This is a genomic window from Synechococcus sp. ATX 2A4 (assembly GCF_024346375.1).
In the GTDB taxonomy this organism is placed as follows: domain Bacteria; phylum Cyanobacteriota; class Cyanobacteriia; order PCC-6307; family Cyanobiaceae; genus MW101C3.
On the sequence record NZ_JAGQCV010000008.1, the window covers coordinates 124,155 to 149,061 of the forward strand.

General features: G+C 65.7%; 14 protein-coding genes and 1 tRNA gene. 11 read left to right on the forward strand and 4 right to left on the reverse strand.

Annotated elements, in window-relative coordinates:
- The first annotated feature begins 10 nt into the window (after positions 1 to 10).
- Complete coding sequence (locus KBY97_RS09550; protein ID WP_255146603.1) at positions 11 to 3,175, forward strand: efflux RND transporter permease subunit; 3,165 nt, start codon at positions 11 to 13, stop codon at positions 3,173 to 3,175.
- 219 nt (positions 3,176 to 3,394) lie between these two features.
- Here KBY97_RS09550 and psaB read toward each other — a convergent pair whose 3' ends face one another.
- Both psaB and psaA read right to left on the reverse strand, forming a co-directional pair.
- On the reverse strand, positions 3,395 to 5,608 hold the full coding sequence (gene psaB / locus KBY97_RS09555; RefSeq protein ID WP_255146604.1) for a photosystem I core protein PsaB: 2,214 nt from the start codon (positions 5,606 to 5,608) through the stop codon (positions 3,395 to 3,397).
- 21 nt (positions 5,609 to 5,629) lie between these two features.
- Entirely contained in the window at positions 5,630 to 7,933 is a 2,304-nt protein-coding gene (gene psaA / locus KBY97_RS09560; RefSeq protein WP_255146606.1) for a photosystem I core protein PsaA, read from the reverse strand.
- 636 nt (positions 7,934 to 8,569) lie between these two features.
- Between psaA and KBY97_RS09565 the strand changes: the two genes are divergently transcribed.
- Complete coding sequence (locus tag KBY97_RS09565) at positions 8,570 to 9,889, forward strand: hypothetical protein (RefSeq protein ID WP_255146608.1); 1,320 nt, start codon at positions 8,570 to 8,572, stop codon at positions 9,887 to 9,889.
- 8 nt (positions 9,890 to 9,897) lie between these two features.
- On the forward strand, positions 9,898 to 11,670 hold the full coding sequence (cobJ, locus tag KBY97_RS09570; protein WP_255146609.1) for a precorrin-3B C(17)-methyltransferase: 1,773 nt from the start codon (positions 9,898 to 9,900) through the stop codon (positions 11,668 to 11,670).
- 88 nt (positions 11,671 to 11,758) lie between these two features.
- On the opposite strand, the gene KBY97_RS09575 is transcribed toward cobJ, so the two are convergent.
- Positions 11,759 to 11,832: transfer RNA gene (locus KBY97_RS09575), tRNA-Pro, on the reverse strand.
- Positions 11,833 to 11,899: 67 nt separating this feature from the next.
- Between KBY97_RS09575 and lipA the strand changes: the two genes are divergently transcribed.
- The gene (gene lipA, locus KBY97_RS09580; RefSeq protein WP_255146610.1) at positions 11,900 to 12,814 is read left to right on the forward strand and encodes a lipoyl synthase; all 915 of its coding nucleotides are present in this window, start codon (positions 11,900 to 11,902) and stop codon (positions 12,812 to 12,814) included.
- On the opposite strand, the gene gltB is transcribed toward lipA, so the two are convergent.
- Positions 12,811 to 17,406, reverse strand: coding sequence for a glutamate synthase large subunit (gene gltB / locus KBY97_RS09585; RefSeq protein ID WP_255146612.1), 4,596 nt, complete (start codon positions 17,404 to 17,406; stop codon positions 12,811 to 12,813). The two genes, lipA and gltB, sit on opposite strands and share 4 nt — an antisense overlap.
- Before the next feature lie 144 nt (positions 17,407 to 17,550).
- Here gltB and KBY97_RS09590 point away from each other — a divergent pair, with 144 nt between their 5' ends.
- The 7 genes from KBY97_RS09590 (at position 17,551) to rpsJ (ending at position 24,869) form a co-directional block, all read left to right on the forward strand.
- Positions 17,551 to 19,497 carry a phosphodiester glycosidase family protein gene (locus tag KBY97_RS09590; protein ID WP_255146613.1) on the forward strand — a complete coding sequence of 649 codons (1,947 nt, stop codon included), beginning with the start codon at positions 17,551 to 17,553 and terminating at the stop codon, positions 19,495 to 19,497.
- A gap of 134 nt (positions 19,498 to 19,631) precedes the next feature.
- Entirely contained in the window at positions 19,632 to 19,988 is a 357-nt protein-coding gene (locus KBY97_RS09595; RefSeq protein ID WP_255146641.1) for an AIR synthase, read from the forward strand.
- Between the two features lie 53 nt (positions 19,989 to 20,041).
- The gene (gene rpsL, locus KBY97_RS09600) at positions 20,042 to 20,416 is read left to right on the forward strand and encodes a 30S ribosomal protein S12 (protein ID WP_094514358.1); all 375 of its coding nucleotides are present in this window, start codon (positions 20,042 to 20,044) and stop codon (positions 20,414 to 20,416) included.
- A 47-nt stretch (positions 20,417 to 20,463) separates the two neighbouring features.
- Positions 20,464 to 20,934 carry a 30S ribosomal protein S7 gene (gene rpsG / locus KBY97_RS09605; RefSeq protein ID WP_094514363.1) on the forward strand — a complete coding sequence of 157 codons (471 nt, stop codon included), beginning with the start codon at positions 20,464 to 20,466 and terminating at the stop codon, positions 20,932 to 20,934.
- Between the two features lie 98 nt (positions 20,935 to 21,032).
- Positions 21,033 to 23,108: an elongation factor G gene (fusA, locus tag KBY97_RS09610; RefSeq protein WP_255146615.1), complete on the forward strand. Its 2,076-nt coding sequence runs from the start codon at positions 21,033 to 21,035 to the stop codon at positions 23,106 to 23,108.
- A gap of 39 nt (positions 23,109 to 23,147) precedes the next feature.
- Positions 23,148 to 24,377 carry an elongation factor Tu gene (tuf, locus tag KBY97_RS09615; protein WP_255146616.1) on the forward strand — a complete coding sequence of 410 codons (1,230 nt, stop codon included), beginning with the start codon at positions 23,148 to 23,150 and terminating at the stop codon, positions 24,375 to 24,377.
- A gap of 171 nt (positions 24,378 to 24,548) precedes the next feature.
- Positions 24,549 to 24,869: a 30S ribosomal protein S10 gene (gene rpsJ, locus KBY97_RS09620; protein WP_094514372.1), complete on the forward strand. Its 321-nt coding sequence runs from the start codon at positions 24,549 to 24,551 to the stop codon at positions 24,867 to 24,869.
- The last annotated feature ends 38 nt before the right edge of the window (positions 24,870 to 24,907 follow it).

Here is a 24,907-nt window from a genome sequence, read left to right on the forward strand (position 1 = left end):
GATCGGGTCCATGTCGGTGTCTGATCCGTTTCTGCGCCGGCCGGTGCTCACCTTGGTGGTGACCCTGCTGGTCCTGATGGCTGGAGCGATCGCCCTGCCAGCCCTTCAGGTGGAGAACCTGCCCCCGATTGCGCCCATCCGGGTGAGCGTGCGCGCCAGCTATCCCGGTGGGGGCGCCCTCGCCGTGGAACAGGGGGTCACCACCCCACTGGAGCGCCAGCTCAACGGCTTGGAGCGCCTCGAGAGCATCCGTTCCAGCAGCTCGGCGAACGGCAGCACGATCACGCTCACCTTCGAGGGCGGCAATCCCGAGCTCAACCAGATCAATGCTCAGAACGAGGCCACGCTGGCGAACCGTCAGCTGCCGCCGCAGGTGTCACGGCTGGGGGTGCAAGTGCGCCGCAGCTCCGACGACCTGCTCATGGTGCTGGGCTTCAGTGCCAAGGAAGGCGTCTACGCGCCATCGTTTCTGAGGGGCTGGGTGGATCAGCAGCTGCGCGATTCCCTCCAGAGGGTGCCAGGCGTGGGCAACGTCACCGCGTTCGGGGGCGGGGATCTCGCCTTTCGGCTGTGGCTGGATCCTGTGGAGCTGGAAAAGCGCCAGCTCACCATCCTTGATGTGGAACGCGCTCTGGCTGAGCAGAACGTGCTGGCTGCCCTCGGCCAGGTGGGCGACGCCCCCAGCCCCCCCGGCCAGCAGATCACCTTGCCGCTGGAGATGGAAGGGCGGTTGCGCAGCGTGCGCGAACTGGAGCAGCTGGTGGTGAGCCGCACGGCCGATGGCGGCGTCGTGCTGCTCAAGGACGTTGGCCGGGTGGCCCTCGACCTCGAGAGTTTTGAGAGCACCGGCATGAACCTGAACGGGGATCCGGTGGTGGCGGTGCAGATCTTCCAGCGCGATGGCAGCAATGCCCTGGAGGTGAGCGACGCGGTGAATGCCAGCCTTGATCGATTGGCGAATCAATTCCCACCCGGTGTGGAGGTGCAGAGAATCGTCGATGTGGCCGACCCCGTGCGGGAAAGCATCGAACGCACCCGCGCCAGCCTGCGGGACGCCGTGGTGTTGGTGCTGGTGGTGCTGCTTCTGGCCCTCGGCAACAGCCGGCTAACGGTGGTCACGGCCATGGCCGTGCCTGTGGCCCTGATCGGCAGTCTCAGCCTCCTGTGGGTCACAGGCAGCTCGATCAACACACTCAGCCTGTTCGGCATGGTGCTGGCCACAGGGCTGGTGGTGGATGACGCGATCGTGGTGAGCGAAGACATCGGCCGCCGCCTCGAGCAGGGGGAATCACCGGCGATGGCCGCCCGCAACGCGATGCAGGAGCTGGGCGGTGCGGTGATCGCCACCTCGCTGGTGCTGGTGGCGGTGTTCTTGCCAGTGCTGGCGATGGCCGGCAGCGTCGGCCGGCTCTACCAACCGATCGCGATCACAATCAGCGCCACGATCCTGTTCTCCACCATCAATGCGCTCACCTTCACGCCGGTGGCGTCAGCCTGGCTGCTTGCCCACGGCTGGAGAGAACCAGCCCGGCTGAAGCGGCTGCTTAACCAGCCGCAGGTTTGGCTGGAACGCTTGGGTCTTCACTACGGCCGCGCCCTCGAGCGCAGCTTCCGCCTCAGGCGCCTGGTGCTGCTGGGGCTGGCAGGCGGCATTGTGCTGACGTTGTGGGGCCTGGGGCAACTGCCCACGGGATTCATCCCCCAGGAAGACGAAGGCCAGATCCGGGGCGTAGTGGTGTTGCCGGGTGGTGCCTCCATCCAGGCCACGGAAGCCGTGCTGGAACAGGTGCGGGAACGGGTGGTGCAGGAGCCGATGGTGCGGATCGCCAACTTCTACGCCGGGCGCTCCTTCGGCGACAGCGCCCCCAACCGCGGCATCTTCTTCATCCGGCTAAAGGACATGAGCGAACGGGGCACCGGCCGCGAAAACAGCAACGTGGCGGTGGCCGAACGGCTGGGGCGGCTGCTGCGGGCAGACATCACCGAGGCGGTGGTCCAGGTGAGCGTGCCGCCAACCGTGCGCGGCTTCGGTGGCGAAGGTGGCCTGGAGCTGGAAATGCTCGACGTCAGTGCCGGCCGTCTTGACCTGGCGGCGTTCGAGCAGGAAACCCGCCGCTTCATCGCTGCCGCCAATGCCAGCGGCGACTTCGAGCGGGTCAGCACGCGCTTCAGCGCCGACGCCCCACTGCTGCGGCTGCTCCCCGACCGGCTGCGCATGGCCTCGCTGGGGATCGATCTCAACACCGTGGTCAACACACTCGGCTCCAGCTTCGGCAGCCGCTACGTGAATGACAGCTTCGAAAGTGATCGTGTGCGCCGTGTGGTGGTGCAGCTCGACGGCAGCAGCCGCAACACGGCAGACGATGTGCTCGCCTTGCAGGTGCGCAGCAGCGGCGGTGACCTGATCCCTCTGCGCGAGGTGGTGCGCATTGAGCAATCCACCGGCCCCACCACCATCAACCGCAGCCGGTTGTCACGGTCGATCACAATCCAGGCAGTGCCGCGCTCCGGGCTGAGCACCGGGCAGGCGATCGCCCGCCTCGAAGCCATCCAACAGGAGCAGGGCACTCCCTTCACCGATCTGGAGTGGGTGGGGCTGGCACGCGAGGAGCGGCAGGCGGGCGGAAAAACGCTGCAGCTGTTCGTGTTTGGGGTGGTGGTGGTTTACCTGGTGCTGGCCGGTCTGTACGAGAGCTTTCTCGATCCGTTGATCATCCTGGTGACCGTGCCGCTGGCCATGCTGGGGGCGTTGGTGGGCCTGGCCACCCGGGGATTGTTCCTCGATGTGTATGCCCAGGTGGGCTTGCTGGTGCTGGTGAGCCTGGCGGCGAAAAACGGCATCTTGATCGTGGAATTCGCCAACCAGCGGCTCCAGCAGGGAATCGGTTTGAGGGAAGCGATCGAGGAATCCGCCATCAGCCGCCTCCGGCCAATCCTGCTCACCGCGGTGTCTTCCCTGGCGGGTTTTCTGCCGTTGGTGTTCGCCACCGGTGCGGGCTCAGCGAGCCGCATCAGCATCGGCACCGTGGTGTTTTCCGGTTTGTTGGTCTCCACGTTGCTCACCCTCTTCGTGGTGCCCGTGATGTACCTCGAGGTGAAACTGCTGGAGGGAAGAAAGTGGTGGCCCCAGCGAAAACGTGCGTCTGCGGCGGCAGCTGATTCCAGGCAGGGCTGAGAAGAAGAAGCGCCGCAGCGACGCAGCTGAGCAGGGAAAAGGCTCGTCTGTTCACTGCTGATCTGAACAGTGCGTCGTCGTCGCTGGCAAGGCAACAGCTGTGCGGTGGGTCGCTCCAGGCTGCCCGCAAGGGTGGAAGAGAGGGACATGAAAAAACCCCCGGGGTGAGCCGGGGGTTGATGGAGGATCGTCCCTCGAAGATCAAGCTGGCCGAATGGGTCAGCCGAATTTGCCGGAGGTGGACGCTATCAAGAAGGCTGCGTATGTGAGGACGTAGCCCACGGAGAAGTGCGCCAGACCGACCACACGTGCCTGAACGATCGAGAGAGCGACGGGCTTGTCACGCCAGCCCACCAGGTTGGCGAGCGGGGTGCGCTGGTGCGCCCAGACGATGGTTTCGATCAGTTCCTGCCAGTAACCACGCCAGGAGATCAGGAACATGAAGCCCGTGGCCCACACCAGGTGACCGAAGAGGAACATCCAGGACCAGACGGCCAGGTTGTTCGTTCCGAACGGGTTGTACCCGTTGATCAGCTGGGAGCTGTTGAGCCAGAGGTAGTCGCGGAACCAGCCCATCAGATAGGTGCTGGATTCGTTGAACTGAGCCACGTTGCCCTGCCAGATCGCCAGGTGCTTCCAGTGCCAGTAGAAGGTGACCCAACCCACGGTGTTCAGAGCCCAGAACACCGACAGGTAGAAGGCGTCCCAAGCAGAGATGTCGCAGGTGCCCCCACGGCCGGGGCCGTCGCACGGGAAGGAGTAGCCGAAGTCCTTTTTATCGGGCATCAGCTTGGAACCCCGGGCGTCCAGAGCACCTTTGACCAGGATCAAGGTGGTGGTGTGCAGTCCAAGCGCAATGGCGTGGTGCACAAGGAAGTCGCCAGGGCCGATGGGCAGGAACACATCGGTGTTGCCGTTGATCGCATCGAGCCAGAAGTGATCACCAGGGATGTTGGCCGAAGCCAGGCTGGCGGCACTGCTGGGGTTCGAGAGCAGCACGTCCATTCCGTACATGGCCTTGCCAGAGGCGGCCTGCACAAACTGAGCGAACACGGGCTCCACCAGGATCTGCTTCTCGGGGGTGCCGAACGCAACGACAACGTCGTTGTGGACGTAGAGGCCGAGGGTGTGGAAACCAAGGAAGAGGGAGACCCAGCTGAGGTGGCTGATCAGCGCTTCCTTGTGATCAAGCATCCGGGCCAGAACGTTGTTCTTGTTGGCTTCGGGGTCGTAATCACGAATGAAGAAGATCGCACCGTGAGCGAAGGCACCGACCATCAAGAAGATGGCGATGTACTGGTGGTGGGTATAGAGAGCAGCCTGCGTCGTGTAGTCCTTGGCGATGAACGCATAGGACGGCATGGCATACATGTGCTGCGCCACCAGGCTCGTGACCACACCAAGCGAGGCCAAGGCAAGGCCGAGCTGGAAGTGGAGCGAGTTGTTGATGGTGTCGTAGAGGCCCTTGTGCCCAGCGCCGAGGTCACCGGGGGTGCCCTTGGGGGGGTTGTGAGCGTCAAGGATTTCGCGGATCGAGTGACCGATCCCGAAGTTGGTCCGGTACATGTGACCGGCGATCACGAAGATGCAGCCGATCGCCAGATGGTGATGGGCAATGTCCGTGAGCCAGAGCGCCTCGGTCTGGGGTTGGAAGCCGCCCAGGAAGGTGAGGATCGCGGTACCGGATCCCTCAGCGGTGCCGAACACCTGGTTGACGGTGTCGGGGTTCTCGGCATACACACCCCAGTTGCCGGTGAAGAACGGAGCCAGACCGGCGGGGTGGGGCAGCACGTTGAGGAAGTTGTCCCAGCCGACGTGCTGACCGCGGGCTTCAGGAATCGCCACGTGAACCAGGTGACCGGTCCAGGCGATGGAACTGAAGCCGAACAGAACAGCCAGGTGGTGGTTCAGACGGGATTCAGCGTTCTTGAACCAGGCAAGAGAAGGCCGGAACTTGGGCTGAAGGTGCAGCCAGCCAGCGAACAGAGCCCAGGCCGACAGGATCATCATGAAGATGGAACCCTGATAAAGCTCGGCGTTGGTCTTCATTCCGATCGTGTACCACCAGTGGTACAGGCCGGAATAAGCGATGTTCACCGGAGAGGTGGCTCCCGCCTGGGTGAAGGCGGTGATGGCCCCTTGGCCGAAGTGAGGATCCCAGATCGCGTGAGCGATGGGACGGACATGCAGCGGATCGGCGACCCACTGCTCGAAGTTGCCCTGCCAGGCGATATGGAACAGGTTGCCGGAAACCCAGAGGCCAATGATGGCCAGATGACCGAAGTGGGTGGAGAAGAGCTTCTGGTAAAGCTTCTCCTCGGTCATCCCGTCATGGCTCTCGAAGTCGTGAGCCGTGGCGATGCCGTACCAGATACGGCGGGTCGTCGGGTCCTGTGCCAGACCCTGGCTGAACGAAGGAAATTTCGTTGCCATTGGGAAAGGTCAGGTGTGAGGTCAGCCGACCGCGATGAGTCGGGACAGGAAGAAGGCCCAGGTGGTAGCGATACCGCCCAGAAGGTAGTGAGCAACGCCCACGGCACGACCCTGAGTGATACTCAGAGCACGTGGCTGGATGGCCGGAGCCACTTTCAGCTTGTTGTGAGCCCAGACGATGGACTCAATCAGCTCTTGCCAGTAGCCGCGGCCGCTGAACAGGAACATCAGGCTGAAAGCCCAGACGAAGTGAGCACCCAGGAACATCAGGCCATAAGCACTCGAAGAGGTGCCGTAGCTGTTGATGACCTGAGCGGCCTGCGCCCAGAGGAAATCGCGCAACCAACCATTGATGGTGATGGCGCTCTGAGCGAAGTTGCCATTGGTGATGTGCTGGACGCTGCCGTCAGCATTCACCGTGCCCCACACATCGCTCTGCATCTTCCAGCTGAAGTGGAAGATCACGATCGAGATGGAGTTGTACATCCAGAAGAGGCCGAGGAACACGTGGTCCCAAGCCGACACCTGGCAGGTACCGCCACGGCCGGGGCCGTCGCAGGGGAAGCGGAAGCCCAGGTTCGCCTTGTCAGGGATGAGCCTGGAGCTGCGGCTGTAGAGCACACCCTTCAGCAGGATCAGCACGGTGACGTGGATCGTGAAGGCGTGGATGTGGTGGACCATGAAGTCGGCCGTTCCCAGGGGGATCGGGCCGGCGGCCACCTTGCCGCCCACAGCAACAACGGCGCCATTGAACACTTCGCTCACACCGGCCAGCGCGTTGGGCGCAGTGGTGCCGGCTGCAGCGGCGTGCAGACCCTGAATCCATTGAGCGAAGATGGGCTTCAGCTGAATGGCGGTGTCACTGAACATGTCCTGGGGACGCCCCAGGGCACGCATGGTGTCGTTGTGGATATAGAGGCCGAAGCTGTGGAAGCCAAGCCAGATGCACACCCAGTTGAGGTGGCTGATCAAAGCATCACGAGCTTTGAGAACCCGGTCAAGCACGTTGTCGATGTGCTGAGCGGGGTCGTAGTCGCGGATCAAGGCAATGGCCGCGTGGGCACCGGCGCCAACGATGATGAAGCCGCCGATCCACATGTGGTGGGTGAACAGCGAGAGCTGGGTGGCGTAGTCGATGCCGATGTAGGGATAGGGGGGCATCGAATACATGTGGTGCGCCACGACAATCGTGAGCGAACCCAACAGTGCGAGGTTGACCGCCAGCTGGGCATGCCAGGAGGTGGTCATGAACTCGAAAAGGCCGTCGTGACCCTTGGGTGCAGGGAACAGGAGGGGATCGCCCTTCTGGCCCTCAAGGATCTCCTTGATGCTGTGGCCAATGCCCCAGTTGGTGCGGTACTGGTGGCCGGCAACGATGAACAGGACAGCGATCGCCAGGTGGTGATGGGCGATGTCCGTCATCCAGAGGCTGCCCGTGACCGGATTCAACCCACCTTTAAAGGTGAGGAAATCGCTGTAGGCGGCCCAGTTGCCCGTGAAGAAGGCGGAGAGGCCCGCTCCGAAACCGGGGAACAGCTGAGCAATCAGGTCCTGGTTGAGGAATTCGTGGGGAAGGGGAATGTCCGTCACCGAGGCGATGGTCTTGCCGTTGAGCACCAGCGGCTGGCCGGCGTCGATGGCATCCATCAGGGCCGAGGTCGGCAGGGACACGTGCAGGAGGTGGCCTGTCCAGGACAGGGACCCCAGCCCGAGCAGACCGGCCAGATGGTGGTTGAGCATCGACTCAACATTCTGGAACCACTCCAGCTTTGGAGCTGCCTTGTGGTAGTGGAAGACACCGGCGTTGAGCATCAGACCGGCCATCACCAGGGCGCCGATTGCCGTGCAGAGCAACTGGAACTCACTGGTGAAACCCCAGGCTCTCCACACGTGGAAAAGACCTGAGGTGATCTGGATGCCGTGGAAGCCGGCGCCCACATCGGCGTTGAGAATTTCCTGGCCGAAAATGGGCCAGACCACCTGAGCACTCGGTTTGACGTGCAGGGGGTCGGCCAGCCAGCCGGTGTAGTTGGAAAAGCGGGCACCGTGATAGAAGGCGCCGCTCAACCAGATGAAGATGACGGCCAGATGGCCGAAGTGAGCGCTGAAGATCTTCCGGGAGACCTCTTCAAGATCGCTCGTGTGGCTATCGAAATCGTGAGCGTTGGCGTGGAGGTTCCAAACCCAGGTGGTGGTTTTGGGACCTTTGGCGAGGGTGCGATCGAAGTGCCCGGGCTTGCCGAGAACATCGAAGTCGACGGGAACGGGGTTCCGGTCAACCATGGCCTTCGCCGTTTTCCCACGCTCTGGTGGGCTGATGGTCATCGAGACGTTCCTCGAGGGACGGGGTCGAGGTGGAGGTGGAGGTCCACCGCTCCGGCCGGGTGCAGGCACCTAGCCGGCGGGCCGAACAGCACCGCGGATCGGAATCCGCCATGCCGTTGACTCCAGAGGACAGGGGCGTGGCGAAAGCCAAAACCCGTTGCCACAACTGGCGCAAGGGCCCCGATAAGGGGACCGCTGGCGAGAGTATAAGGGCGAGCTTCTGGGCGTTTGCCGAGGAAGTAACAAAGGTTCAATCCCCTGGCTCTCCTGTCTGGGACAGGACTCTCCCGCCCGATTCTTGACATCAGGATGCAGGGGATAAGCCCACATTTGTTATCCAGCAAATCAGGATGTTGGATCGTTAATGCAAATCTTCGCGGCGGCATGGATTCTGGGCTCACCAATCGGCCAGCAGAATGCTCAGGCCGTCGTCGTCAGGGCAGGAGCAACGAAATGATGGTCATGGCGAGGCTGGCAGCTCAGGAGCTGCCGCACCGGGGAGGCTCCCGGCCATGGGGCCGAGCCATCAGTGCCGGCCTGCTCTGCCTCACCGTGCTGCTCAGCGGAGGTTGGGGCTGGAGAAACGCCGGCTCACCCGCGCCTGCAACAGCACCGGCTCCCCTTGCCAGTGGCACCGTGCGCGAAGTCGCTCCGCCCCGAGCGACCCAGCAACTCAAGGATGTGCTCAGCGCCCAGCGCCCACAGGTGAAGATCGTTGCGCCGGCAGCGGATGCCATTCTTCCCGCCGGTCCTTGGACCCTGCAGGTAAGTGTGGCTGAGTGGCCGCTGGCGGGGACCGCCCCGGGCGCTCTCGGTCCCCATCTGGTGGTGCAGCGCGACCAGGAAGCGCCGATCCGGATCGGCGCGGCGTCTGCCGACCTGAGCGGTGAGGCCGCTGCCGCCCCCCGCACCATCGAGATACCGATGGAGCCGCTCACACCGGGCAGCCACCGCATCAGCGTCTACGCCGCCTTCCCCTGGGGCGAAGCGGTGAAAGTGCCCGGTGCCAGCACCCAGATCCAGCTGCACCGGGCCGCTGCCAACCCCCTGGGTGTGCCACAACCCGCCAGCGCCCAGCTGATCCCGGCCATTCCTTTTGATCTGATCCAGGCAGAGCCGGTGCTGATCGACTGGCTGCTGTTCGATGCCCCCCTGCAGCACCTGCGCGACGGCGACGACAGCTGGCGGCTGCGGATCACCCTCAATGGCGACAGTTTCCTGGTGGATCGTCAGACCCCGATCTGGCTGAAGGGCCTTGGAAGCGGGGAAAGCGCTGTCCAACTGGAGCTGCTCGATGGACGGGGCAACGCGCTCAATCCACCTTTCAACAGCTCAGTGACGGCCGTCACGATCACGCCCGGTGCGCCATCGCGCTGGCCCTCCGCCCCCCTCAGTGACGCTGAACTGAAGCGGGCCCTGATGGGCGGAGCGGCCGCGCGCCCCGTCGGGCAGCAGGAGGGTGCGCTGCTCGACAGCCAGGAAGAGGAAGAACTGGCGCTGCCGTCTGATCCGGGCGCGGGCACCAACACCAACAACACCACCAACACCAACTCCACGGATGAGGTTGCGGATGCCCTGGAGCCTGCTCCTGCCAGCGTCGCCCCACCGACTGCCACTGGCCCTCTGTCCGGCAACGATTCCTCCGCTGGCGACCTGACTGGCGGCAAACCGGGTGCCGACAATCCTGCTGGCGGCAAACCGACTGTCGAAGACTCCGGCCCGCTACATGAGCGCGAGCCCACACGCGAATCTGAACGCAAGCCCGAAACCGGAACCGAAACCGGCCCCAAGATCGCACCAGCAAGCGGACCTGAGGTCCAGCCAGCAAGAGGCAATGGGATCGCCCCTGGCACGGCCGCCAAGGCCGGCGGCGATAGCGACGAAGGGCGTTCGGCTGGCTCGCCCATCGAGGCGGGCGAATCGGCGTCGATCGGGCGTGCCAGGTTCGGCGCATGAACGACGCCATGCCTGACGCCTTGCCCTGCCGGGGACTCAGCCTCAGCCCTGCCGGCCAGCCCCTGCTCCAGCAGCTGCATCAGGCCGGGCTGGCCCAGGACATCGCCAGCCCCGAGGAAACCGGCGGGGCCTTTCTCACGCGGCACTGGGCCAGCAGCCGGGCCTTCGTGGCCGTGGGTGCCTGCGGCGCCATCACCCGGCTGATCGCGCCACTGCTGCAGGGGAAAGGCCAGGACCCGGCAGTGGTGGTGGTGGATCCGGCCGGACGCTTCGCCATCCCTCTGCTGGGTGGCCATGGAGCCGGGGCGGAGCGCCTGAGCCAGCAGGTGGCGGCCCTGCTGGGCGGCCAGGCCGTGCTGACCGGCGCCAGCAGCGGCAGCGGCCGTCTCGCCCTCGACTGCTTCGGCACTGCCTGGGGATGGCGGCGTGGCAGTGGCGACTGGGATGGCCTGATGCAGGCAGCGGCCCGGGGGCAGCAGCCAGTGGTGCAACAAACCAGCGGCTCGCCGCTCTGGCGCGAGCTTGAGGCGGCCCAGCAGCTCAGCAGCGCGTCCGATGGCGCGGCTCCCTTGCTGGTGATCAGCGATCAGCCAGGCACGGGCTGCCGCTGGCACCCCCCCAGCCTCTGGGTGGGGGTGGGCTGCGAGCGCGGCACCAGCGTCACCCTGCTGGAACGGGCGGTGCTGGGCGCGCTGCAGGCGGCAGGGTTGGCGCCGGAAGCCGTCGCCGGCCTGAGCAGCGCCGACCGCAAAGGGGATGAGCCGGCGCTTCTGGCGTTGGCCGCTGAGCACCAGTGGCCGCTGCGGCTGTTCAGCGCCGCCCAGCTCGCCGTGGTGCCGGTGCCGACCCCATCGGCGGCGGTGGAGCGGGAGATGGGTACGGCCAGCGTGGCGGAGGCGGCGGCGCTGCTGGCTGCCGGACCCGGCGGCTGCTTGCGCCAGGCCAAGCGAATCGAACGCTGCCGCAGCGGCGAAAGCGGGGCCGCCACGGCGGCGGTCGCGGCCGCCGCCGAGCAATGGGCGCCGCACCAGGGCCAGCTGCATCTGATCGGCAGCGGCCCCGGCGAACTGGCCCTGCTCACGCCGGATGCCCGCGCGGCACTGGCCATCAGCACCGTCTGGGTGGGCTACGGGCTCTACCTCGACCTGCTGGAGCCACTGCGCCGGCCCGATCAGCTGCGCTGCGACGGCCAGCTCACCCTGGAACGGGAACGGTGCCGCCAGGCGCTGGAGCTGGCGGCACAAGGCCTGACGGTGGCGCTGGTGTCCTCAGGCGACAGCGGCATCTACGGCATGGCCGGGCTGGCCCTGGAGCTGTGGCTGGCCCTGCCGGCCGAGGCCCGCCCCGGCTTCACGGTGCATCCGGGCATCTCCGCCCTGCAGCTGGCGGCCGCCCGCGCCGGAGCCCCCTTGATGCACGATTTCTGCACCATCAGCCTCAGCGACCGGCTCACGCCGTGGGAGACGATCGAAACCCGTCTGCGCGGGGCCGCCGCCGGGGATTTCGTGGTGGCCCTCTACAACCCGCGTTCGCGCGGACGCGACTGGCAACTGGCCCGGGCCTGCGCCCTGCTGCTTGAGCAGCGCAGCGGTGACACGCCGGTGGCCCTGGCCCGGCAGCTGGGGCGGCCCGACGAGCAGGTGAGCTTGCACCGGCTGGCGGACCTGCCGGTGGCCGAGGTGGACATGCTCACATTGGTGCTGATCGGCAACAGCACCACGCGGATTCAGGACGGCCGCATGGTGACACCACGCGGTTATCCGGGTGCCGATCTGGCCTGAAGACGAGTCGGCCGGGCCTTAGGCAGTGTGAAACCGCCGTGGGGCAATGCTGACGACCTGGGTTAAGCAGGCACGTTGCCCTTGAAAGTCGGGATGACAGGATTCGAACCTGCGGCCCCTTCGTCCCGAACGAAGTGCGCTACCAAGCTGCGCTACATCCCGATGGGTAGAGGATAAGCGATCGCCACTCCGGGGCTCCTAAATTCATGGGCCGTCCAGGCGAGGGTCCGTGCCGCAGCTCAAACCCGACTGGCTGCGCGTCAAAGCCCCGCAACGGGAGCGCATCGGCGCAGTTGCCGACCTGCTGGTCGACCTGAAGCTGAACACGGTCTGCCAGGAAGCCAGTTGCCCCAACATCGGCGAGTGCTTCGCCGGCGGCACGGCCACCTTCTTGATCATGGGGCCGGGCTGCACCCGCGCCTGCCCTTACTGCGACATCGATTTCGACCGGAGCGTGCGGGCGCTGGATCCCACCGAACCGGAACGGCTGGGCGAGGCTGTGGCCCGGCTGGGGCTGCAGCATGTGGTGATCACCTCGGTGAACCGTGACGACCTCGCTGACGGGGGCGCCAGCCAGTTTGTGGCCTGCATCGCCGCCGTGCGGCTGCGCTCCCCCGGCACCACCATCGAGCTGCTGATCCCCGACCTCTGCGGCAACTGGGAGGCCCTTGCCGCCGTGATGGCCGGTGGTCCCGAGGTGTTGAACCACAACATCGAAACGGTGCCGCGGCTTTACCGGCAGGTGCGACCGCAAGGGGTGTACAGCCGCTCGCTGGAACTGCTGGCGCGGGTTCATGAGCAATGGCCGGCCACCTACACCAAATCAGGCCTGATGGTGGGCCTGGGCGAAACCGACGCCGAAGTGCTCGCCGTGCTCGCCGACCTGCGCCAGCACCACGTCGACATCGTGACGATCGGCCAGTACCTCTCTCCAGGGCCCAAGCACCTCGCCGTTCAGCGCTTCGTGGAGCCAACCACCTTTGCCGCCTTCCGCCAGCGAGGCGAAGGGGAGCTGGGATTCCTGCAGGTGGTGAGCTCACCGCTCACGCGCAGCAGCTACCACGCCGGGGAGGTGAGGCGGCTGATGCGGGAGCACCCCCGCGGCGCAGCGCAGCCCCTGGTGCCAGCGCAGAGCCAGCCCTAGACGGGCACGGTGACCCGGCCTTCGGCCAGGCCGACGGTGGCCAGCTCGCTCGGGGGAACGAGCACCTTGAAGCGGGGTCGCCACTGGGGCCAGTTGGCAAGCACCTCGGCGGCCCGGCGGCTGCCGGTGAGCTCGAGATGGCTTTCCAGCAGTGGCTTGAGCAACTGCTCCTGCTCGGGGGTGTCCAACGGAACCATCGAGACGATCTCCGGGTTGAGCCGGGCAGCAAGACCCTCGTGTTCGTCGAGCAGGAAGGCCACGCCACCGGTCATCCCGGCGGCCACGTTGCGGCCGGTGCTGCCGAGAATCACCACCACGCCACCGGTCATGTATTCGCAGGCGTGATCGCCACTGCCTTCCACCACGGCAACGGCGCCGCTGTTGCGCACGGCGAAGCGTTCACCCGCCCGGCCCAGCGCAAACAACTCGCCGCCGGTGGCGCCGTAGAGGCAGGTGTTGCCCAGGATCACCTGGGCGCCGGGATCGGCCCCACCGGCCGGGGGCACCACCACGAGCCGCCCGCCGTTGATGCCCTTGCCGACGTAATCGTTGGCATCGCCCACCAGGGTGAGCAGCATGCCGCGCAACAGGAAGGCACCAAAGCTCTGGCCAGCCCCGCCCTCAAAGCGGAGATCGAGCAAACCGTTGAAGCCCTTGTTGCCGTGAAGGGCGGCGATTTCGCCCGCGACCCTCGCCCCCACACTGCGGTCGGTGGTGACGATCCGCAGCTGGCGCTGGATCTGGCCATGGCCTTCGATCGCCGCCAGCACCTCGGCGTCCTGCAACAGGCTGTCTTCGAGGATGGGGCCATTGCCGTGGGCGGCCACATCGTGCCGCAACCAGGAACGGTCGCCGGCGTGGGGAACCGTGTCCAGCAGGCAGGAGAGATCCACCGAGCTGGTCTTGACCAACTCCACCGTGCGGGGCTGGAGCAGGTCGTTGCGGCCGATCAGATCGTCCAGCCGCGCCACGCCCAGCACACTGAGCAACTGGCGCACTTCCTCGGCCACGTAGGCGAAGAAATTCACCACGTGTTCGGGGATGCCGGTGAAACGCTTGCGCAACGCCTCCTTCTGGCTGGCCACGCCCACGGGACAATTGTTGGTGTGACAGACGCGGGCCATGATGCAGCCCTCGGCAATCATGGCCACCGAGCCGAAGCCGAATTCCTCGGCGCCGAGCAGGGCGGCCATCACCACGTCCCAGCCGGTCTTGAGGCCGCCGTCGGCGCGCAGCAGCACCCGGTCGCGCAGGCCGTTGGCCAGCAGGCTGCGGTGCACCTCCGACAGGCCCAGCTCCCAGGGGCTGCCGGCGTGCTTGATCGAGCTGAGCGGGGAGGCACCGGTGCCCCCGTCGTGGCCGGAGATCTGGATCACATCGGCATTGGCCTTGGCCACACCAGCGGCGATCGTGCCGATGCCGATTTCAGACACGAGCTTCACCGACACCTTCGCGGCCGGATGAACCTGGTGCAGATCGTGGATCAGCTGGGCCAGATCCTCAATGGAATAGATGTCGTGGTGCGGCGGCGGTGAGATCAGCGCGACGCCGGGTTTGCTGTTTCGCAGCCAGGCGATGTAGGCATCCACCTTCGGGCCGGGCAGCTGGCCGCCCTCTCCGGGCTTGGCTCCCTGGGCCACCTTGATCTCCAGCTGGGTACCGCTGCGCAGATACTCCGGCGTGACACCAAAGCGGCCGGAGGCGATCTGCTTGATCGCGGAGCAGGCAGTGTCGCCGTTGCGCAGGCCACCGATGGTGGGAAGGGTGGGGGAATGACCGCCGGCGTCGACGTCGTGGAGCGGGTGGTAGCGGGCTGGATCCTCGCCTCCTTCGCCGCTGTTGCTCTTGCCACCGATGCGGTTCATCGCCACCGCCAGCACCTCGTGGGCTTCACGCGAGAGGGCCCCGAGGCTCATGCCACCGGTGCAGAAGCGGGAGCAGATGCTTTCGGCACTCTCCACCTGATCGAGAGGCAACGGCTGGGGTGCGGGGGTGAGCTCGAGCAGGTCGCGCAGGGCGGTGACCGGACGGTTCTCCAGCAGGGTGCGATACGTGGAGAAGTGGTCGTAGCCCGGGCCCGCCGCCACGGCGGCATGGAGGGCCTTGGCCATCTCCGGGCTGTTGAGGTGGAATTCGCCGCCCGTTCGGTATTGAACGAAGCCCATGAACTCCAGCTTGGTGCGGTGAAGTTCGGGGAAAGCCTTGGCGTGGAAGGTGAGGGTTTCACTGGCGAGGTCCGCCAGGGTGAGGCCCGCCACCCGGCTGGTGGTGCCACGGAATGCCAGATCGATCAGGTCGGCGCCGATGCCGATCGCTTCGAAGATCTGGGCACCGTGATAGCTGGCCAGCATCGAGATGCCGATCTTGGAGAGGATCTTGCGAAGGCCGGCCTCCAGGGCCTGGCGCACATTCGCCTGGGCCGCAGCGGCATCAATGGCCGGCAACCGGCCCCGTTCGATCAGGGAGATGGTCTTGGGCAGCTGCAGCCAGTGGCGCGTGGTTTCCCAGGTGAGCCAGGGGCACACCGCACTGGCACCGAAGCCGATCAGGCAAGCCAGGTGATGGGTGCTCCAGCACTGGGCGGTGTCCACCACCAGGGAGCAATGCAGCCGCAGGCCCAGGCCCAGCAGGTGGTGGTGCACCGCGCCCACGGCCAGCAGCGGCGGCATGTAGGTGGTGGTGGGGGAAATGCCAGCCCCGCAGCGGTCGGAGAGCACCAGGATTTCGGCCTGGTTGCGCACCGCCTGCTCCGCCTCCTGGCAGAGCCTCTGCACCGCGTCGCCGAGGCCGGCCGGCCCCGCTTCCACTGGCAACAGGGTAGAGAGGGTGACGGTGGCCAGGCCCTGCTCCGGCAGCGCCTTGAGCTCCGCGTCGTTGAGCAGCGGCGACTGCAGGTGCAGCACCGAGGCAGAGCCGGGCTCGGGGCGCAGGGGTGAGCCCCGGCGGCCGAGGTGCATCTCCAGGCTCATCACCAGCTCTTCCCGCAGGGGATCAATCGGCGGGTTGGTGACCTGGGCGAAACGTTGCTTGAAGTAGTCGAAAAGCAAGTGGGGCTTGGAGGACAGCACCGCCAGGGGGATGTCATCGCCCATGCAGTAGGTGGGCTCCTTGCCCTGGCCGGCCATGTCTTCGATCACCAGGTCGAAGTCTTCGGCGGTGAAGCCGAAGGCCGTCTGGTGCTGCAGCAGGTCGAGGGCCCCCAGGCTGGTCTCGGTGAGCCAGGGGCGGCTGTCGAGGGAGCGGCGGTGCTCCAGCAGCCAGGCGCCGTAGGGATGGCGCGCCGCCACTTCTTCCTTCACTTGCCAGTTGCGCAGCAAGCGCCCCTGTTCGAGATCAACGGCGAGCATCTGGCCGGGGCCGAGGCGGCCCTTTTCGATGATGCGGCTTTCGTCGATCTCCAGCACGCCGGTTTCCGATCCCATCGCCACCAGCCCGTCGCTGGTGATGCAGTAGCGGGCGGGGCGCAGACCGTTGCGATCGAGCGTGGCACCCACGCTGCGGCCATCGCTGAACACCAGCAGGGCCGGGCCGTCCCAGGGTTCCTGCACGCAGGCGGAATAGTCGTAAAAGGCCTGGATCGCCGGCCGTGACTCCAGTTCCGGTTGCTGCCGGAACGCCTCGGGCACCAGGGTGAGCAGGCTGTCGGTGATCGGCCGGCCGCTGCGCACCATGAGCTCGAGCATGGCGTCGAGGTTGGCGGAATCGCTGAAGGCGGCGTTGACCACCGGCTTGAGATCGTTGGCGGCGTCGCCCCAGATCGCATCCAGGTGCGACTGGGCGGCATGAGCCCAGTTGATGTTGCCCAACAGGGTGTTGATCTCGCCGTTGTGACCCAGCAGGCGCATCGGCTGCGCCAGCGGCCAGCGGGGCAGTGTGTTGGTGCTGAAGCGGCGGTGATAGACGGCGAAGCTCACCGCGAAGCGTGGATCGCGCAGGTCGGCGTAGAAGGCCGGCAGCACCTCGGAGCGCACCATGCCTTTGTAGACGACGGTGCGGCTGCTGAACGACGCGAAGTAGAGGTCGCTGGGGCCAGGGCCCCAGGCTTCCCGCACCAGATCCCCGACGCGGCGGCGGCAGCGGAACAGCAAGGCTTCGAGCGCATCGCCCGCCACCTCGCCTTCCACGAGCCATTGCTCAATCGTGGGTGCGGTCTGGCGGGCCAATGGGCCCAGCACCTCGGGCGCCACCGGCACCTCACGCCAGCCGATGCTGCGCAGGCCCAGGCCGGCGGCCGCCTGCTCACAGAAGGCGCGGGCAACGGCCCGGCGTTCCGGGTCCGCAGGCAGGAACAGCATCGCCAGACCACGGGGCCGGCCCTGTTCGCCGCGGGCGGCGGGCCAGACCGCTTCCAGGTAGGGCCAGGGGATGCCACAGAGGATGCCGGCGCCATCGCCGGAATCGCCGTCGCCACCGCAGCCTCCACGGTGCTCCATGCAGTGCAGACCATGGAGGGCCTGGGCGAGCAATCCGTGGCTCGGTTCGCCGCTGAGCTGGGCCAGGAAGCCAACGCCGCAGGCATCGCGCTCGCCCGCCACGGCCTCAGGCGCCGGACTGTCGCAATGGGGCCAGACGGGACGGGAGAAGTGAGGCATAACCCAGGAGAAACCTGCGGTGACCGGCGGCAAACCCGAACTGCGGGATTGACCGCTCCTTGAGGAAGGGGAACTCTAGAGACAGGGCCACGGGGTTAGCGTTCACCACCAACGGAAGCTGGCCTGATGCCGAGGCCTTCGCCATTGCCGCATCCTCCCCCTCGGGCCAGGCGAGGAGCCGTTACCGGCCCTGGCGCCACCCAGCTGAGCGGTGGTCGGTGGCGGGCGCTGCTGCTGCTGGGTGGAGCGCTGTTCGGCGGCGCCCTGTGCGCCGGATCACTGTTCGTCGCTCCAGGCGCCGGGGCACAGAACCGCTGGCCGCCGCCCGTTCCGCCCCCCCCAGCTCTTGAACCTCAGCGCCTGCCGCGGCGCTTCGTCGGATTGGCCGCAGGTGCGAACGCCGGCGGGCGGCTGGAGATCAATGGCCGCCAACAGACGGCTCGCTGGGAGCAACGGGGCTCCACCGGCCGGGGTGACCTGGAGCTGTGGCTGCCCCTTGAAGTGCTGGAGGGCCAGCTGGGCTTCACCAGCCGCTCGTCCCCGCAGGGAGGCCTGGAACTCGAATGGTTCGGCCGCACGCTGCTGGTGCCGGTCGGGGCTCAACGCAGCCTCGACGACGAGGTGGCTGTGGATGTGAGCCGAATGTTGCTGGATGCCGGCGTGAGCTGGCAGCTTCAGGATCGAGGGACCCTGAGGCTGGAGCTGCCGGCGGCCTCGCTGGAGCAGATCCGGGTGTCTTCGCCGGGGGCGGTCGCCAGCTCGGGCGTGCGGCGCGTGGTGCTCGATCTCAGCGGTCCAGCATTCGTACGGCGAGACAGTGGTGCGCTGCAGATCGCGCTGCACAGCACCCCGGCCCAGCTGGCCCAGCTGCAATCCCTCGGCCTGCAGGCCCGCTCCGGCGGCAACGGGTTGACGATCGCCTTGCCGGCCAGCGGGCCCGGCGCCGTGCTCACCCTGGGCGGGCCGGCTCGCGTGGTGCTCGATCTGGCCGGTGCTGCCCAGGGGCCGGTGCGCGCCACCGTGCCAAGCACCGCCCAGCTGCAGGCCCTGCTCAACAAGGGCATCACCGTGGAGCGGCAGGTGCGCGCCCTGGGCAACCGGCGCATGCTGTTGAACAGCGTGCGGCTCGATCCGCGCCGCAGTCCGGTGGAGCTGCGCCTGCTCACCCGCACCGAGGGGATGGAGGGCCTGACCTCCCTTCCACAGCTGGCGGGGCAGGAGCAGGCCCTGGTGGCCATCAACGGCGGCTTCTTCAACCGGGTGCGGCGCCTACCCCTGGGAGCCCTCAAAGACGACGGACGCTGGCTGTCCGGGCCCATCCTCAACCGAGGGGCTGTGGGCTGGCAGGACGGCGCCGTGCCGCAGTTCGGCTGGCTGAGCCTCTCCGAATGGGTGAGCGATGACAGGGGCCGGCGCCTACCGGTGACGGCGCTCAACAGTGGCTACGTGCAGCGAGGCCTGGCGCGCTACACCGCTGAATGGGGACGGAGCTATCGGGCGATCAGCGGTGGGGAATCGGCCCTGCTGCTCAACAGCAACATGGTGCGGCAGCAGTTCAACAGTGCCCAGCTGGAACAAGGCATCCCTATTGGCCCCGAGGACGTGCTGCTGGTGGGGCGGGGCGGGGTTGTGCCGCCGTGGGAGATAGGCAGCAGGCTGAGCCTGAACAGCCAGCCCACCCATCCCCTCGGCCAGAGCCGCTCGGTGCTCGGCGGTGGTCCGTTGCTGTTGCTGAACGGGCGAACCGTGCTCAATGGCAGCGCCGAAGGCTTCAGCGCCGCTTTCCTGCAGCAGGGGGCACCCCGCACGGTGATCGCCAGCGATGGCGCCCAGATCTGGCTCCTCACCCTCCAGGGGATTGAGCATGCGGGGCCCACCCTGCGGGAAACGGCCCTGCTTCTGCAGCAGCTGGGGCTGCGCGATGCGCTCAACCTCGATGGCGGCAGCTCCACCGGCCTGGTGCTTTCCGGCACGCTGTCGGTGCAGGGCCGAGGGGTGGCCGCCCGCATCCACAACGGCCTGGGCCTGGTGCCGCGCGACCCCTCCCGCGCGTCTGACGCCCGCGAGGCCACCACAGCCAGCTCCCCCTGAGGCTGCTGCGTGGGGGCTGGGATGCTGCGTGACGGCTGGCTGCCGCGCGAACGCTGCCCCTGGCCGGGCAGCGTTCGTCCGCATCGGTCGCTGTCAGAGTGAAGGCCACCCCGCAGACGTTGTTCGTCGTTCCCATGCCCCGAGGCCTCACCGTGCAGCTGACGGCGGCGGCCGCCGCCGAACTGGGTCGCCAGGCCGCGGTGGCCGGCACTCCAGGGCTGATGCACCTCGATCTGGTGGAGGGCACCTGCGAGCAGTGGGTGATCCGCCTGCGCCCGGGGCACCTGGCTGGCACACCCGTGGCGCGCGCCGATGGCCTCACCCTGCATGCGCCGGCCGACCAGATCAGTCAGTTGGCCGGCCTCAGCCTTGATTACCGCGGAGATCTCAGCGGTGGCGGGTTTCTGATCCGCCCGGGCGAAGGGGTGGCGTGCTGCCCCTGCGGTGCAGCCTTCAGCCGCCCCGGCCGTCGGGGTGCCACGACAAAGTAAGGTGGCGGATTGTGGAAAACGGTCGGACGTCCGACCTATCTCTCCGGCCCTCAATGCCCACGATCCAGCAGCTGATCCGCTCCGAGCGGCAACGCCTCACCCGCAAGACCAAATCCCCAGCGCTGCGGGCCTGCCCCGAGCGCCGTGGCGTGTGCACCCGCGTGTACACCTCCACGCCGAAGAAGCCCAACTCGGCGCTTCGCAAGGTGGCCCGCGTGCGGCTCACCTCCGGCTTTGAGGTCACCGCCTACATCCCCGGCATCGGCCACAACCTGCAGGAGCACTCCGTGGTGCTGATCCGCGGCGGCCGAGTCAAGGATCTGCCAGGGGTTCGCTACCACATCATCCGCGGCACCCTCGACACCTCCGGTGTAAAGGATCGCCGTCAGAGCCGCTCCAAGTACGGCGCCAAGGCTCCCAAGGCCTGAGTCCTGCCTCTTCATTTTCCCTTTCCCGCTTCCCTCTCCTCAGGTTTATGTCACGCCGCAACGCTGCCGAGAAGCGCCCGGTTCTCCCCGATCCCCAGTTCAACAGCAGGCTGGCAACCATGGTTGTGGCCCGGCTGATGAAGCACGGCAAAAAGTCCACCGCCCAGCGGATCCTCTCTGATGCCTTCGGGCTGATCAGCGAGCGCACCGGCGCCGATGCCCTGGAAGTGTTTGAAACCGCCGTGCGCAACGCCACGCCTCTGGTCGAAGTGCGCGCCCGCCGCGTTGGTGGCGCCACCTACCAGGTGCCGATGGAAGTGCGGCAGGAGCGGGGCACCGCCATGGCCCTCCGCTGGCTGGTCAACTTCTCGCGCGCCCGCAACGGCCGCAGCATGGCCCAAAAGCTGGCGGGTGAACTCATGGATGCGGCCAACGAAGCCGGCAGCGCGGTGCGCAAGCGCGAGGAAACTCACAAGATGGCAGAAGCCAACAAAGCCTTCGCCCACTACCGCTACTGAGCCAGCTGCCCTGCCTGGATCGCGGGATCCCGGCACACCAGGGCCAACCTTTACACTTACCCCGCATTTTTTCGATCACCCTTCGGAGACCTCAGCTCGTGGCCCGCGCCTACCCCCTGGAACGCGTCAGAAATATCGGGATTGCCGCCCACATTGACGCGGGCAAAACCACCACCACCGAGCGGATCCTCTTCTACTCAGGTGTCGTCCACAAGATGGGCGAGGTGCACGATGGCGCCGCCGTCACCGACTGGATGGAGCAAGAGCGGGAACGCGGCATCACCATCACTGCGGCGGCCATTTCCACCAGCTGGAAAGAAAACCGAATCAACATCATTGATACCCCTGGTCACGTCGACTTCACGATTGAAGTGGAGCGGTCGATGCGTGTGCTTGATGGTGTGGTGGCTGTGTTCTGCGCCGTGGGTGGCGTTCAGCCCCAGTCGGAAACCGTGTGGCGGCAAGCCGACCGCTACAACGTGCCCCGCATCGTGTTCGTCAACAAGATGGACCGCACGGGTGCCGACTTCCTGAAGGTCTACGACCAGATCAAGGATCGCCTCAAGGCCAACGCGGCACCCATCCAACTGCCGATCGGTGCTGAGGGTGACCTCAAGGGCATCATCGATCTGGTGCGCCAGAAGGCGATCCTCTACACGAACGATCTCGGCACCGACATCCTTGAGGGAGACATCCCCGATGACATGAAGGAAGAAGCCGCCCTTTGGCGCGGCAAACTCATGGAATCGGTGGCCGAAACAGATGAGGCTCTCCTGGACAGCTACCTGGAGAACGGCGAACTCACCGACGCGCAGCTGGTCAAAGGGATTCGCGTTGGCGTGGTGAAGCATGGCCTGGTCCCCATGCTCTGCGGATCCGCCTTCAAGAACAAAGGCGTTCAGCTGGTGCTCGATGCTGTGGTCGACTATCTGCCAGCCCCGGTGGATGTTCCCCCCATCACCGGCCTGCTGCCCGATGGCACCGAATCCAACCGTCCCTGCGACGACAACGCCCCGTTCAGCGCGCTGGCCTTCAAGGTGATGGCTGACCCCTACGGCAAACTCACCTTCGTGAGGATGTACTCCGGGGTGCTGCAGAAGGGCAGCTACGTGATGAACAGCACCAAAGACAAGAAGGAGCGGATCTCCCGCCTGATCCTGCTCAAAGCCGACGACCGGGAGGAGGTGGACGAACTGCGTGCAGGCGATCTCGGCGCCGTGCTCGGCCTCAAGGACACCACCACCGGCGACACCCTCTGCGTGGAGAGTGCTCCGATCATTCTTGAATCCCTGTTCATCCCTGAACCGGTGATCTCGGTGGCGGTGGAGCCGAAAACCAAGGGCGATATGGAGAAGCTCTCCAAGGCGCTGCAATCCCTCTCTGAGGAAGATCCCACCTTCCGCGTCTCCACTGACCCTGAAACCGGCCAGACCGTGATCGCCGGCATGGGCGAGCTTCACCTGGAAATCCTGGTGGATCGCATGCTGCGGGAATTCAAGGTGGAAGCCAACATCGGCGCTCCACAGGTGTCTTACCGCGAAACGATCCGTGGCAAGGCCAAAGGCGAGGGCAAGTTCGCCCGCCAGACCGGTGGCAAAGGCCAATACGGCCACGTGGTGATCGAAATGGAGCCCGGCGAACCCGGCTCAGGCTTCGCCTTCGTGAACAAGATCGTTGGCGGCATCGTGCCGAAGGAATACATCGGTCCTGCCGAAAACGGCATGAAGGAAACCTGCCAGTCTGGCGTGATTGCCGGTTTCCCGATGATCGATGTGAAGGTCACCATGGTGGACGGCTCCTACCACGATGTCGACTCTTCGGAGATGGCCTTCAAGATCGCCGGCTCGATGGCCTTCAAGGACGGCGTCAAGAAGTGCAATCCTGTACTCCTTGAGCCGATGATGAAGGTGGAAGTCGAAATCCCCGAGGATTACCTCGGTTCGGTGATCGGCGACCTCTCCTCACGTCGCGGGCAGGTCGAAGGCCAGTCCATCGACAACGGACAATCCAAAGTCCAAACCAAAGTGCCCCTGGCCGAGATGTTCGGTTACGCCACCCAGCTCCGATCCATGACCCAGGGTCGGGGTATTTTCTCGATGGAGTTCAGCCATTACGAGGAAGTTCCTCGCAATGTGGCTGAGGCCATCATCTCCAAGAATCAGGGCAATTCCTGATCTCTCACCCCCAACCAACACCCCCGATTCTTTCCTTCAATGGCTCGCGAGAAGTTTCAGAGGAACAAACCTCACGTCAACATCGGCACCATCGGCCACGTTGACCACGGCAAAACCACCCTCACCGCCGCCATCACCAACGTGCTGGCATCCCTTGGCCAAGCGAAAGCCCAGGCCTATGACGACATCGACGGTGCTCCTGAGGAGAAAGAACGGGGCATCACCATCAACACCGCCCACGTCGAGTACGAGACCGAAGGCCGCCACTACGCCCACGTCGACTGCCCTGGTCACGCGGACTACGTCAAGAACATGATCACCGGTGCCGCCCAGATGGACGGTGGCATTCTTGTGGTGGCCGCCACTGATGGCCCCATGGCCCAGACCAAGGAGCACATCCTGCTGGCCAAGCAGGTGGGCGTGCCCGCTCTGGTGGTGTTCCTGAACAAAAAGGACATGGTCGACGACGAGGAAATCCTCGAGCTCGTCGAGCTGGAAATGCGTGAGCTGCTCAGCAGCTACGACTTCCCCGGTGACGACATCCCGATCGTGGCCGGCTCCGCCCTGAAGGCACTCGAATTCATCCAAGGCGGCGGCAAAGGCAACCGCGGCGACAACGAGTGGGTTGACAAGATTCTCGACCTCATGGAAGCCGTGGATGAAGCCATCCCCGAGCCCGAGCGCGAAATCGACAAGCCCTTCCTGATGGCCGTCGAAGACGTGTTCTCGATCACCGGTCGTGGCACCGTGGCCACCGGTCGGATTGAGCGCGGCAAGGTGAAAGTTGGCGAAACCGTTCAGATCGTCGGCATCAAGGACACCCGCGAAACCACCGTCACCGGTGTCGAGATGTTCCGCAAGCTGCTCGACGAAGGCATGGCTGGCGACAACGTCGGTCTGCTGTTGCGCGGCATCCAGAAGGAAGACATTGAACGCGGCATGGTGCTGGTCAAGCCCAACTCCATCAAGCCCCACACCAAGTTCGAAGGTGAGGTCTATGTCCTCAAGAAGGAAGAAGGTGGCCGCCACACCCCCTTCTTCGCTGGCTATCGCCCGCAGTTCTACATCCGCACCACCGACGTGACCGGCCAGATCACGGCCTTCACCGCCGACGACGGCACCAACGTGGAGATGGTGATGCCTGGTGACCGCATCAAGATGTCCGCCGAGCTGATCTGCCCGGTGGCCATTGAGCAGGGCATGCGCTTCGCCATCCGCGAAGGCGGCCGCACCATCGGTGCGGGCGTGGTGTCCAAGATCGTGGAATGATCCTGATCTAGGGTCTTGGAGGGGAGAGTCTGCCAGCAGGCTTCTCCCCCCTCGGCTCGACCGCTTTGGCCCTTGGCCAGCCGCACCTCGGCAATTCAGGGTTCAGCCCTGATTCATCGTTTTCTGCACCGGCAGCGTTCTTGCTGGCGGATGCCTCACCCGCATTTCCCCATGTCCACCGCCATCGCCCAGCAGAAGATCCGCATCCGTCTCAAGGCGTTCGACCGCCGCATGCTGGATCTTTCCTGCGAAAAAATCATCGAAACCGCTGATCACACCGCCGCCACGGCCATCGGACCCATCCCGCTGCCCACCAAACGCAAGATTTACTGCGTGCTTCGCTCGCCCCACGTGGACAAAGACTCCCGTGAGCACTTCGAAACCCGCACCCATCGGCGCATCATCGACATCTACAGCCCCTCCTCGAAAACAATCGACGCGCTGATGAAGCTTGATCTGCCCAGTGGCGTCGATATCGAAGTCAAGCTCTAAGCGGCTCCGCACCCCCTGCATGGGCATGAAACAGCTGC